Source organism: Pedobacter jamesrossensis (assembly GCF_042650905.1).
GTDB classification, from domain to species: Bacteria; Bacteroidota; Bacteroidia; order Sphingobacteriales; family Sphingobacteriaceae; genus Pedobacter; species Pedobacter jamesrossensis.
The window spans coordinates 1-12,498 of sequence record NZ_JBHSBY010000125.1 but is presented as its reverse complement, the minus strand read 5'-3'; the positions used below and the strand labels follow the sequence as shown (position 1 = coordinate 12,498).

The 12,498-nt window shown below is 46.3% G+C and carries 15 protein-coding genes; all 15 read right to left on the bottom strand.

The window, feature by feature from the left end; translation table 11 throughout:
• Positions 1 to 37 precede the first annotated feature (37 nt).
• On the bottom strand, positions 38 to 1,018 hold the full coding sequence (locus ACFOUY_RS13445; RefSeq protein WP_378961338.1) for a hypothetical protein: 981 nt from the start codon (positions 1,016 to 1,018) through the stop codon (positions 38 to 40).
• Between the two features lie 36 nt (positions 1,019 to 1,054).
• Complete coding sequence (traM, locus tag ACFOUY_RS13440) at positions 1,055 to 2,101, bottom strand: conjugative transposon protein TraM (protein ID WP_378961337.1); 1,047 nt, start codon at positions 2,099 to 2,101, stop codon at positions 1,055 to 1,057.
• A 21-nt stretch (positions 2,102 to 2,122) separates the two neighbouring features.
• Positions 2,123 to 2,341: a hypothetical protein gene (locus ACFOUY_RS13435; RefSeq protein ID WP_378961336.1), complete on the bottom strand. Its 219-nt coding sequence runs from the start codon at positions 2,339 to 2,341 to the stop codon at positions 2,123 to 2,125.
• On the bottom strand, positions 2,338 to 2,964 hold the full coding sequence (traK, locus tag ACFOUY_RS13430) for a conjugative transposon protein TraK (RefSeq protein WP_378961335.1): 627 nt from the start codon (positions 2,962 to 2,964) through the stop codon (positions 2,338 to 2,340). The genes ACFOUY_RS13435 and traK overlap by 4 nt, the downstream gene beginning before the upstream one ends.
• A gap of 24 nt (positions 2,965 to 2,988) precedes the next feature.
• Entirely contained in the window at positions 2,989 to 4,215 is a 1,227-nt protein-coding gene (traJ, locus tag ACFOUY_RS13425; RefSeq protein ID WP_378961334.1) for a conjugative transposon protein TraJ, read from the bottom strand.
• On the bottom strand, positions 4,212 to 4,871 hold the full coding sequence (locus ACFOUY_RS13420) for a TerB family tellurite resistance protein (protein WP_378961333.1): 660 nt from the start codon (positions 4,869 to 4,871) through the stop codon (positions 4,212 to 4,214). Before ACFOUY_RS13420 ends, traJ begins: the two co-directional genes overlap by 4 nt.
• Positions 4,858 to 5,532: a hypothetical protein gene (locus ACFOUY_RS13415; protein ID WP_378961332.1), complete on the bottom strand. Its 675-nt coding sequence runs from the start codon at positions 5,530 to 5,532 to the stop codon at positions 4,858 to 4,860. Before ACFOUY_RS13415 ends, ACFOUY_RS13420 begins: the two co-directional genes overlap by 14 nt.
• A complete protein-coding gene (locus ACFOUY_RS13410) occupies positions 5,525 to 6,268 on the bottom strand; it encodes a conjugal transfer protein TraI (RefSeq protein WP_378961331.1) in 744 nt (247 codons plus the stop codon). Before ACFOUY_RS13410 ends, ACFOUY_RS13415 begins: the two co-directional genes overlap by 8 nt.
• Positions 6,269 to 6,274: 6 nt before the next feature.
• The gene (locus ACFOUY_RS13405) at positions 6,275 to 6,643 is read right to left on the bottom strand and encodes a hypothetical protein (protein ID WP_378961330.1); all 369 of its coding nucleotides are present in this window, start codon (positions 6,641 to 6,643) and stop codon (positions 6,275 to 6,277) included.
• Between the two features lie 17 nt (positions 6,644 to 6,660).
• A complete protein-coding gene (locus ACFOUY_RS13400) occupies positions 6,661 to 9,123 on the bottom strand; it encodes a TraG family conjugative transposon ATPase (RefSeq protein ID WP_378961329.1) in 2,463 nt (820 codons plus the stop codon).
• Positions 9,120 to 9,446 (bottom strand): DUF4133 domain-containing protein, encoded by a 327-nt coding sequence (locus ACFOUY_RS13395; RefSeq protein ID WP_378961328.1) that lies wholly within the window; start codon positions 9,444 to 9,446, stop codon positions 9,120 to 9,122. The genes ACFOUY_RS13400 and ACFOUY_RS13395 overlap by 4 nt, the downstream gene beginning before the upstream one ends.
• Positions 9,447 to 9,502: 56 nt before the next feature.
• Entirely contained in the window at positions 9,503 to 9,847 is a 345-nt protein-coding gene (locus ACFOUY_RS13390) for a DUF4134 domain-containing protein (protein ID WP_378961327.1), read from the bottom strand.
• A 52-nt stretch (positions 9,848 to 9,899) separates the two neighbouring features.
• Entirely contained in the window at positions 9,900 to 10,433 is a 534-nt protein-coding gene (locus tag ACFOUY_RS13385) for a hypothetical protein (RefSeq protein WP_378961326.1), read from the bottom strand.
• A gap of 135 nt (positions 10,434 to 10,568) precedes the next feature.
• Complete coding sequence (locus tag ACFOUY_RS13380; RefSeq protein WP_378961325.1) at positions 10,569 to 11,456, bottom strand: RteC domain-containing protein; 888 nt, start codon at positions 11,454 to 11,456, stop codon at positions 10,569 to 10,571.
• Between the two features lie 217 nt (positions 11,457 to 11,673).
• Positions 11,674 to 12,363 (bottom strand): helix-turn-helix transcriptional regulator, encoded by a 690-nt coding sequence (locus ACFOUY_RS13375; protein WP_378961324.1) that lies wholly within the window; start codon positions 12,361 to 12,363, stop codon positions 11,674 to 11,676.
• Positions 12,364 to 12,498: the final 135 nt, after the last annotated feature.

Genomic DNA, 12,498 nt, shown 5'->3' with positions numbered 1-12,498 from the left:
GAAACTATGCATTCTTATTGGTGCTGTAATTGTGAGTTTAAACTTTGACCCCACGGCTTTGTGAAAGGTGTTTTTGGGTATTTTTGCCTTTCTCTAACAGTGGATCATTTTTAACAGCCACCTGGAACTGTTCCCTCTTTTCCGGCTTGCCGTTCTCCTGGAACATGTTGACCTGACCATAACGCGGTACCGCCTCAATGCGCAGCTTCACTTCCTGTCCATCTTTGACGGTCGTGATCAAAGGGCGGTTACCGTTCTTCAACGATTCCTCCAGCTTTTCGCGCTGCTTAGGGTCTGCCAGTTCCTTGATATTGTATTTGTCCAGTACCGCTTTCAGGTCAAACCCGTAAGATGGATCATGAAACTGCTTGGCCTTGAAATTATCAAAGCGGTCTTTGGCCTGATCAAAATCCAACTTGATCCACGCCTTGTAGGGCTGACCACCTAAGTTAAGCAGGTCGTCACGGTAAACAGAACGTCCCTGTATCAGGTTGATCGACTGTTCAGCAGAGAAACCCTGGCCTTTTTCCACGTACACGTTCTGTGTTACGGCGGGACTATAAAAAGTCTTCTGGAAATCCTTGGCGACAAAGTTCACCTTGTCGTTTTCCATAGTGGCCAGGGTGGTCTTGTGACCGACGTCCTTGCCGGAAGCCAGTTCGCTATTGCCTTTCTGTTGCTTAAAATAACTGATGGCCTCGTGCGGGCTGTCGAACTTGCGGAATACCGGCTTGCCCTGGTCACCGGGAGAAATCACCAGGTATTTCTGGTCGGCTTCCAGCGGTTTGGCATTGTTAAGGGTAACCGAGTACTTATTGAAGTAATAATAATCGGACTGCCCGGACTGGCGGAAATGCAGCTGCATATCTACCTGTCCCTTATCGGCAGGCAGGTTATGACGGAGCTGGAATTCGGGAACATTGTTCTGCATGTTCTTTTCCATGTCCTCCGCAAGTTTTTTGGGAAAGCCAAGCGCCTTGAGCTCGTCTTTCAAATTCTCCAGATTGTTGAGATTCATCTTTTCTGTATTTTGTGTTTAAAAAATGATTGTTTGTTAGCGAAGCTTCTGCTGGTTATTGCGCAGCAATACCGGCTGGCCTGATTCCAGCTTGACCTTAATCTTTTTAATCTTCTTGCTGAAGAGGGATTTGGCGGCATCAATACCGGCACCCGCTACCTGTGTGGCGATGGAATTATCCATACCATACATGCCGATGCTGCGCACCGCATCATCCGCGCCGCTACCTGCGGCATTCGCCAGTTCTGCCTCCGGCGCATACAGTCCCGGCATACCGTCCAGCGAATAGACCGACAGGTCAACCGGAATGATGGAAGTGCCCAGGCGGATGTTCTTAATGTCCAGTAGCAAGCGCTGGTTAATGATGCCGCAGGTGCCGAAGATCTCGTGCCCTTTGGGGATCAAATAACCATACAGGGTAATCGTGTCTTGCAAGCGCAGCTTGATGGTGGCACCCTGTACCGCTTTCTGCTTGTCTACGATTTGTGCCGGGATCGCCTTGAACTTGGTATCTCCTTCGGAACCGGTAGTTTTTACCGTTTTTATAGCCACGCTTTCAGGATTTTGTATGGCTATAATTTTATCCATCATCTCGCTGAGCTGTTTCATTTCCGGGTCTTCAGCTTTGTCCTCCTGCATGGTGCGCATAAGCTTTTCCAACCTATCTACGTCAACAGTCATATTGCTGTTATTTGCAGGCTGGGAATACCTTGTCGCATAATCGACAGGTGGAAGAGGCCTGTTAATTTCAGTGCTGATCTGTGACAGCTTTTCGCTGATGCGCTGCTCATTAAGATCAGGTGCACTTGCTAAGCCAAAGCCCTGACCGGTAACCGAAGCTGGTAGGCTGTCGGGTTTTTGCTCCCGGCCAGCGAGTTCGTACAGGCTCAACTTGGTTTGCGGGTCTTCCTTTTTAAAGGCCGCATCCGGCAGGCTGGTGTTGATGCCGGGTTTGCTTGTTAGCTGTGCAGTACTGTTACCTTTACCACCGCCCAGGGCATAGAAGCCGAGCGACAGGAACGGTAGTACCAGTAATGGCAATACCAGCAACATCTTTCTGGTTCTTTCTTCTTGTGTTTTCATTTGATTATTTTTTAATGATGATTAAATCGAGTGAATAAGCAGGTAGAGATTGATCGCCGCAAACAATACGCAAAACAGGATCAGCATGACCAGCCTTGCCTTTGCTGATAGGTGAGCTGACTTGCCGTTCAGATAATCTGCTGCCTTGGTCTGCCAGCGAATGATCTTACCAGCAATGCCTGCGGCCAGTTCCTCCTGTTTTACGTTAACCGCCAGTGGTTTTTTTCGGAAAAGTTTCATGGCTTGATCGCTTTAGGGTCTTCGTCGCGGTTTTCCAATATCTCCCAGCCCTGGATCAGAAAGCCGTGCGGGTTGTTGTCCGTCTGGGTTTTAATGTCCCTGATCGTTCCCTGCGAAACTAGCCTGCGCTTGACCGTACTGCTGGAACGTACCAATTTTTGGGTAGCATAGCAGGTAAAAGCATAGGGATAGGCATTAACATCCAGTTTGATGCTGTCGACCTCAATGTCCTGTGAGATATTGGCGGATATCAGGTTGTTGTAATAACCGCTTTCCTTTAAGTTGTCGTACTGTTTTTTCGCAGATTCGTCGGCGAGGTAGAGTGCTTTGGAGATATTGGCCTGTATCGCTTTGTCATCTGGCGCCAGGTTAAAGAACAGCTGGTGAAAGGTTTTGATGTGGTCGCGCAGCTCAACCGGCAGGTTGCTTTTCCTGTCCGATGCTATCGCTTCCAGCACTTTCCCGTTGTACAGGATATGAACACGGTTCTGCGCCTGGTTCACCATATCATAGCTCTTGTAGATGCAAAAGCCGATGGTCAGTACATTGGCCAGGATCAGGAAGATGCTGAACGTCTTGATATGCCTGAAGGCGGTGTCTATGTTTTTAAATTGACTGAACATATAATTGGGGATTAATGGTGAATGTTAGTTACCGGATAGTTTATCCCTTTGGTGCTGTGAGCCGCCGGATTTGTCCGGAAAGTAATCGCTGTTACCAGAACCGGAAAAGCCCTGTTTGATATTCCGGTAGGCATCGCCCAAAGCGTCTGCTGCCATACCGCCGCCAGTTATCGCCGCACCGCTTGCAGTAGAGCTTGTGTTACTTACAATGGTATTCACACGTTGCAGAATGGTATTACCACCTCCTGCATGTACTACATAGTTTGCTACGTTTGGCACCGAGAAGTAACCGACGATCCCGATCACGAGGAAAATTAAATATGCGGTATCGGTCGAGCTAAAGAAGGTATCGCCCTGTTGACCGATCTGCGAAAGGTCGAGTTTGAGCATGTTCTCCTGTATCTTGCCCAGGATGCTGCCGAAGATATTGGCGATGGGTAGCCACAAAAAAATGTTGACGTAACGTGCCAGCCAAACGGTGAGCGTATGCTGAAAACCATCAAACACGGCAAAGCCGAATACCAATGGGCCAAGTATCGCCAGTACGATCAAAAAGAACGTGCGGATGGTATTGATACACAAAGCCGCTGAAGCATAAAGTACTTCCAGCACCTGGCTCAGCCATTGCTTGATTGAGTTGCGAAAGTTATAGCTCTGCTTTTCCGCCCAGAACTTCATGTCGTTACCAATCCCGTCAAAGAAACCTTCCTCTTCGCCACCAGGGTCTTTGGGATGGGTGTACTTATACCATTTTTCCCGGTCACCGCTTCCATCTTCACCAACATACATCTGCCACTGTTTGGACTTTTTTACCGCTTCTTCCTTTTGTTTGAGCAGTGCTGCGATGGCTTTGTTACTATCTCCTACCATAGCACCGGTCGCTAAAACGGTGGGCTGCAATACGCCGTTCATCAGGGCAATGACCGCCGGAAAGGCAATGATGGCAAGGCCAAGCGCAAATGGCCGCAATAATGGATAGAAGTCGATGGGTTCTGCCGCTGCGATCTGGCGCCATACCCGTGAGGCAATATACCAGAGTGCGCCAAACCCGGCTATGCCGCGGGCAACTCCAATCAGCTTCGAGCATAGCGGGAGCATCTGGTCGTACACCTTGTCCAATTCGCCCTGCATACTGCCTATCTGATGCGCCATGCCCTGGGCGTGGGATAGGCTCGGGATTAAGAGCAAAAGTAGCCCCACCCAAACCGTCCCCGGTAGGGAGGGCTTTTTAAATTTGATATTTAGTTTCATGGCTGATAGATTTTTTGAAGGGTTTGTATATCGTTCTTTTCCTTTTGCCTTTGCAGGTTCAACATACTGGCCTGCTGGTTGAAATCTCGTAAAAAGGAAAGCTTGTCCTGCGTGTCAATAAAGATCTTGTCAATGGCCTGCAAGCGTTCATCATCGCTCATGCGGAGCTTTGAGGAAGTGACCACGTTCATTAGCGCATTGAGGTTATTAATGCTCTGGTCGAACAACTGCCCGTAAACTTTGCTTAGATAAGTGATCTCCTGTTCGCTGAAAGTACCGGATGCCTTAAAGCGGTTAAAGGCGGTTTTATACTCGCTAACGATGTCTTTTTGATAGGTGATAATATCCGCTACTTTGTGGTATTTCCTGACCTCGGGGCTGACCAGCATCAGGCCGTCGATAAACACTTCGTGCAGGTTGAAATTCCCCTGGGAAATATTTTTCACGGCATTATAGCCAGTATTCAGAATTTGGTAGCCGTTCTTCATATCAGAAAGGATGTTCTTGAACTGGCTGAGCTTTTCTACGTTCAGCAATAGTTGCTGTATCTCGGTTGACTGTGCATTTGACGAAAACGGTAAGCAGAAAGCCAAAAGCAGCCCCACCCAAACCCTCCCCGGAAGGGCGGGCTTTAAATAGCTTTTAATGAATTTCATAGTTCTTTTTAATTTGGTTAATGGATCGTTGTTCACTCGCTTTCTGCCCGATGAATAAGCTGACCTCCCCAGTAAAGCTTTGGGTAAAAGCAGATTTGTCCTTCATCCCGGCATAGACCTGATCCAAGCGTTCGATGCGCTCATCATCCGTCATTTCCACCTTGCCGGAAGTGATGACCAATAGCAGTTCCTCCAGGTCGGAAAGGCATTCATCCAGTACCTTTTCCCTGACCGAACCGATATATTCCCGGTCACCATCCGAAAGCTGGTCATTGCTTTTAACGCCGTTAAAATTCTTGCGAATGGCCAGTTGCATTTCAATAATGTCCGCTACCTTGCTGTTGTTCCTGATAAACGGGCTTACTGCTTTGAGCGAACCGAAAAAAGCACTGTGCAAGCCGAACTCACCGTTCTTAATATCACGAATGGTATGGATGCCGCTGGTTGCGATGTCGTAGCCCTTTTTAGCAAATCCAATATAGACCTGCAAGCCTGCGATCTGCTTTAACAGGTATTCCTTTTGCTTCTTCTTCTGGCTAAACCATTCGGCGAAGGTCTGCGCCTGGACAGGCTGAAAGCTAAAGGCGCAAAGCAGACAGCAAATACCAAGTATACTTAACAAGCCTTTTACCCTTCGCTTTTCTACTTTTACCTTATTCATTGATTCCATAGATTTCTTTCAAGGTGGCCACTTCATCCAGGGACTTTGCCCGCTGGATGCTTAAAGCAATGTTCTGCGAGTTGAACTTTTTCAGGTCGCTGTAATTGATGTCCATCTGGTCAGCGGCAGCATTGATGATTTCCAGTCTTTTGGCATCGCTCATCTGCGTTTTAAAACTGTTCACCACCAAAAGGATGTGGTCAAGGTTTTTGATGCTGGCATCCAATATGCCGGAATACACCGTTTCCATATAGGTGAGCTCTTCCGGCGTAAAGTGCATGTCTTTACCGAACAGCCCCCAGGCCCATTTGTATTCGTCCACAATGGCCACCTGCTTTTCGGTCAGGTCTTTGATCCGCTTGTAATAGGCTATGGCCGATTTGATCTGCCATAGCTCATTGTAATACTGGCTGTAAAGTTCCTTCTGCTTTTCCGTCCAGTCGGCGATCTCGGTCAGTTTAAGTTTGGACAACTGGTTTTCCAACACCTTCTGCGCATTTTGCAGCCAGATGGTTTCGTTCTGTAGGCGTTGTACCTTTAGGTCAACCGCTTTGATGACTTTTTTTATGCCTGCCTTGATTACCTCCACGATAGCGATCTGTGCATTCGCCTCGGAAGGCAAAGCAACAAACAGCGTCATGGCGCTTAAAGGCAGGGCAACCATATATTTCTTCATAAAGCCCCCTCTAAATCTCCCCCGGAAGGGGAGACTTATTAATTTTAATAATGTGTTCATAATTGATTAATTGATCTTTTTGTATTCCCGCTTGCCGACTTTCAGCGTGCCTGTTTCAGGATAGAAAGTGATGAGCTTACCCTTGCGGGTTTCGGTTAGGGTCTTGGTTCCCTCATCGTAGATGGCGCTCCATTGCTCGGTTTCGTGCTGCCGCTTACCTTTTTTGCCGTCGGTTATGACATTAAAGCTGGTTTTTCGCTGAATAGTGAAGTTGTTGCTTTCGGCAGGCTCGATGACCAGCGTATCATTGGCTACGCTGTATTCGCCTCCGGCGCTATTGACATAGGTGCCGGGAATGTATGAACGGGTTTTGTCGGTGGTGCAGGCGGTAGCAAACAGTATCGCCATTGCACATAAATAAAACAGTGTTTTCATTTTTATAGATTTTAGGATTAAGAATTCTGGTTACGCAGTTCACTGGCCAATACGGCGATGCCCTTTTGTATGCTGCCATACTTTTCGGCGTATTGCTGCACCTTCATTTTTTCGCTTTCCTCGGTGGTATAGGCGAGATATTCTTCGAGACTTACCTCTGTCCGGTAGACCTTGCTATACTGTCCGCCAAGGGAAATGAATACCTCTTTGTATTTACGTTTTGGATCATTGGCCTTGTTCATGGAGAGTACCTGCGCTTTTTCCTTGTCAGTCAGTCCCAATAGTTCCTGTATCGCATCGAACTTGTTCTGGTACTTGCTTTGATCTAAAAGGATCTTGCAGTCGGAGTTATTGACGATGGCCTGCTTGACAATGGGACTACTAATAATGTCCTCGATTTCCTGCGTTACGACGATGGCCTCACCAAAGAATTTCCGGACAGTTTTAAAGAGGTATTTAAGGTATTCGGCCATGCCTTCTTTGGCGATGGCTTTCCAGGCTTCCTCCAGCAAGATCATTTTACGGATGCCTTTGAGCTTGCGCATCTTGCTGATGAACACTTCCATAATAATGATCGTGACCACCGGAAACAGTATTGGGTGATCCTTCACCGCATCCAGCTCGAAGACAATAAAGCGCTCATTCAAAAGGTCAAGGTTTTCGGTAGCGTTCAGCAGGTAATCATATTCGCCTCCCTTGTAGTAAGGGTTCAGCACGTACAAAAAGTTGCTGATGTCAAAATCCTTTTCTTTGACCTTGCCGTTTTCCAGCACCTGCATGTATTCCTGCATCAGGTAATCATAGAAAGAATTAAAGCAGGGGAAGATATCGGGGTGTGCATCCAGGTGCTTGTAGTACAGGGTAAGCGCATTGGACAGGGCTACATATTCTGAACGAGTAAAAGGCTCATCGTCCTTTTTCCATAGGGCAAGCAATAAGGTCTTGATACTTTCCTTTTTCTCGGTATCCAGCACATCGCCGTCAGTCAGATAGAAGGGATTGAACTTGATCGGGTCTTTTTCAGAATAGGTAAAATAGTAACCACCAACTAGGTCACATAGGCCTTTATAACTATGGCCAACATCAACCAATACCACGTGCGTACCCTGCTCATAATAGCTGCGCACCATGTGATTGGTGAAAAACGATTTGCCGCTACCGCTGGGGCCGATAATGAACTTGTTGCGGTTGGTAGTGTAACCAAGCCTGATCGGCTCATCAGAGATGTCCGTATGCACCGGCCTGCCTGAAAGCCTGTCGCCGAAACGGATGCCGAATAGGCTGATTGAGGAACGGTAATTGGTCTCCAGGTTTAAGAAACAGGTAGCCTGTTCCAAAAAGGTATCAAAAGTGTCGTTCATCGGGAAATCAGCCTGGTTTCCGGGCAAACCTGACCACCAGATCTGAGGCGCACCGTCGGTTTCCTCCTTCGACGTAGCATCCATCTGGGCCAATGCAGAGCTGACCTTGTTCTTCAGGTCTTTGATCTCCGTTTCATCCTCTGACCAGGCCAAAACATTAAAGTGTGCTTTGACCGGCAGGCGCTGCTGCCCGATTGCCTCGTTCAGAAAATCGTTAGTCGCATCTCTGGAAATCGCATTTTCGCGGGAGTAAGCAGACAAAGATTGCAGGCGAAGTTTTTTGGCTTCCAGCCGTTTGAGCGTCTTGGGTACATCCTCGATAAAAATGTACTGGTTGTAGATGTGGTTGCAGGGCAATAGCTGGCCTAAAGGACTGGCAAATCCGATGCTGAACTTGGTGCGGTCGGTGCTGTACTTGTCATAGTTGATACGGCTGCCGCATAATGAGGGCAGGTCTTCGGCATCGGACAGCGTAAACAGTTTGCAGTGCGCCTCACCGATGCGCAGCGCATCTTTAACATGCACATCGCGGATAGTCTTTTCATTTTCCTTTTGCAGGAAGCAGTACTTTTCAATGATGCCAGGGCGGTTACCGGTTCCGGCAAGTTCTTCATCAGTCAGCCTGCGCAGCGTGATAAAGCCGCTGTCCTTCAGCACCCGCTCGAACTGGCCGGCACTATCCAGAAAGTCACCAAACAAAACCGGGTTAACCGTCTGTTGTGGCACGATCGATTTGCGTAGGATATTGGAATAGACCGAACTGGAAAGTTTCCTGTCCTTTGGCTTTTTGGTCAGGAAGATATAGCAGCGGTGGTCCAGGTACGGTCTTTCGTTAAAGAAGCGTTCGCTGGAGCGGCTTAAAAAACTGTTGTCGTCAGTTTCAAAATTCGCGCGGTATTTGGCTTCGGTAAACCAGTCCTGCTTGTGAAAAATGCTGTTTACGGGCAATAATTTAATGGCTTTAATCAGCGTTTGGTGGTAAGCCTCATAATCCCTGTCGGAAAGCGTAAAGATCTCCGGCAGGCTTGCCTCGTAGGCGATGGTGATGTCGCCCTGCGCCGATACGATGGCATTATGTTCCACCGTGCTGATCGGCATAATTTTCTCTATTGCGGTCATGGTTTTGCCTTTCTTAAAGAGGTGAATGCTTTCCTTGAACTGAATTTGAGGTAGCGTGGCAGCTGTCTTTTGGCAAAGTATTTCATCAGCCCATGCTCACCATATTTATGGCTAAGCCGGAATACGGTGTAAAAAAGGCCGCCACCTAGTCCGAAGATTACCGGCAGGATAATGAACAGGCTTAATCCACAGATGTATAGGATAGCAAAGCTGATCAGCAGCAATACCAATCCTACTGCGAGGTAAGCAATATACTGCGCCCGCAAGCCCTTGAATTCTATGGGTTTGTTGATGCCTTTGTTGATCTGATATACGCTTGACATGGTAATTGATTTTTAAAGCCCTGCCTTTAGCTCGGTGCCAAAGGCAGGGCTATAGGTTAAATGCCGAAGAATGATTTGAGGACGGTAGCGACTACTACTAAAAAAATACAGGAACCGAACCAGGCAGCGGCTACCTTGTTGGTGTCCGGCTCACCAGCATTCCATTTGTTGAAGACCTTGATGGCCCCGATGATGCCGACAACTGCACCGATGGCATACATCAGGTCGGTTCCGGTATCAAAATATCCTTTGACCTTGTTGGTTGCCTCGGTTATCCCGGCATTACCGTCCTGGGCGAATAGGGACAGGCTGCAAAGCATATTGTACACGCAAAGGGTGAAGGACAGTAACAGGAATTTGGCGAAGGTTTGCTTTTTTGGGCTATTGAATTGATTTTTCATGGGAATTACTGTTTAAAATGGCGGATTGAATTGATTTGAAAGGAAAGCATGCTTAGTCCCAGAGGTCTTCGAGTTCCTCATCGGTCAGCAGGAAGGGCGCATTGTCTCGGATATAGCGGTTGATATCCTCCAGGTTGTCGCTTGCTTCTATCTTAGGATACTTTTCCTTGATCTGCTGAATTAGTGGAAAAAAGTCAGTTTTACCGCCATCCTTATTTTCCAGATCACGAAAAGCGACTTTCAGTTCTTCCAGCACATCCGGCACAAGCCCTAATTGATCGTCTTTGTGAGCATCCGGCGACCTTTCTGCGAAATGGACACCATCCATCGCTACCATGCTTACACCTTCGGGCTCCACCGATCTTCCCATCAGGGTGCCGGGTTCTTCTTCTTCCGGTTCGGGTTCATCTTCCAGTTCTGCTTCCCATTCCTTATGGAGCTTTTCCGGTGGTTTTTCCTTCGGCTTTTGCAAAAAAAAACCGCTTGCCTTCTGCCGGTAGTAAAGCAGAAAAATGGCCAGGTACCAGACCAGCGAGAGTACGAATGCGGCAACCAAAAACTGTTGCCAGGTGAATTGTTCTAACATGATATTTGCTTTTGTCCTGCCGCCCCATTGCGGCAGGAATTACAAAAGCAAAGGTTGGCAGCATGCAAATCCGCATTGGACAAGTAGCCAAAAATTATATTCAAATCATTGATAATCAATTCCCTTTAAAAGCCATCAGCTCTGCCTTTCACGCTTCGATTTTAATTTTTCAGGCTCATAACGTTCGTCATCGTCGATCTTCTTATTGATCGAATCACGCATATTGTCCAAAAAACGGGTACGGCTCAGACGCTTTCTTCTTTTGATCTCAACGAACCTTCGTGCCGGAATTCCAATCGATACGTTCAAGTGCTCGGCAAGCCAGGTAAAAATGTCGTTTATTCCGGCCTTACCGTGGTTAAGCTGTCCGCTGTCATACAAGCCATAACCAAGTTCAACCAGGTTAATGCTTTCACCTGTCCATGTGAGTTTTTTCGATACATAGGCACTATGTTGTGTGCCCTTGTCTGCAGAAGAACCCAAGTGAATTTGCTCTATGATGTGGTCTTGCAGATCTTCATAAGCTTTGAATCGGGCGAACAGATGATCTCCGCAGGTTGAAAATCCGATATCATGCTCTTCAAACTCAGATACAAGGACTGATGGCACTTCAGCACCACGCAAGAAATACAGCTCGTCCATTTCGACCGCACCCGCGCGGAAATATTGGTATAAGTAAGCATAATGCAAAAAAAACCTTTGGATTATCTCTAATTCTCGTTCATAGTAGGACAGCAGTTTTCCCCAACTTCCAGCAGGTTTGCTCTGTTCTAAATTATATCTCTCCAACTCAAATATTTTTGCAGCAAGAAATATTGGTTTTACCATTTTGAAAAAATGGATCTCTTCCTGCTTACTTTTAAACGGTTCTGACATTACTTGCTCGCGTAGTAGAAGCAATAGCCTTCGGATGAGTTGAAGAGCGGCAGCAAGACGGCCGGAGGGTGTTAATTTTTGCCCAGCTGTATGAGCCAGGCCATCGGTAAGCTGAATGAGCAGCTTTTCAATCGGTTTTGATAACATAAACATATAGGTTAAATAACCCTTGCTCAGCCTGTTCACTGGCAACAACTTTCACTTTAGCATGGGATGCGTAAAATCCTATCATATTGAACAGATTTAGATAAGTAATATTTACACAAAGTTGGGAGGATGCTAATTAACCTGCAATACGGATTTAGACATATTTTAAGAAAACTTTATACGTCTTTCGGCTTATTTTAAGAATTATAAGCCACTTTTATCCGTTATCTTTCGAAACTAATTTGTTTATAAGTTCCATCCGTCCGTTGGTGCCTGTTTTATGAAACAGATTTTCTATATGCTTTTTAACAGTTCCTTCCGAGATATGGAGACCTTCGGCGATAGCCTTATTTTTATGGCCCTGACGGATATTTTGAACGATTTCAATCTCTCTCTTGGTTAAACCAAACCGGGAGCAATTCTCGGTAAAATAGGGTGAAGACTGTTTATCTGCCATCTTCAGTTCTAACAACTCAGCATACTCTTTTCTTGCAGCTTTAATAGATGTAGAGATAAATATGATGGTGATAATTATAAAACCGGTATTCGTAAATAGTACCTCAACGAGTTGAGAGGCATGAAAGTAGGATAATATAGGCATGGATGCCCATGGGGTAACTGCGAAATAAACGCCCACTTCCTCTAAGAAATTATTGCGTTCCCTGTGCTCTTTATATTGAATCCTAATCGCCTTGATTATAGCCCACAGCAATATAAGGGCATAAAAGAAGGGAATTATGCTGCCATATTCAATGGCAGCATTTAAATTTTTATTTAAAGAGTACCCGATAACAAAGAAAACAAGGTAAGGCAGTAAAAGGAATAGCGGCACCCCATATATGGCATGAAAACGTAGTGTTTTGAGATCAAATCCTCTGTAAAAGTAATAAGGAAAGTAGGAAGCCATTATAAATCCTGTCCCATAGGCAATTATGTTTGGAATTGCAATAGTATACTAGAGGTTTTTTTATTGTCAGATTATTTTTTTTGAGAAGCATTACTTTAGATTCCGCTAAAATGGATATTAAGCTGCTTTTTCATT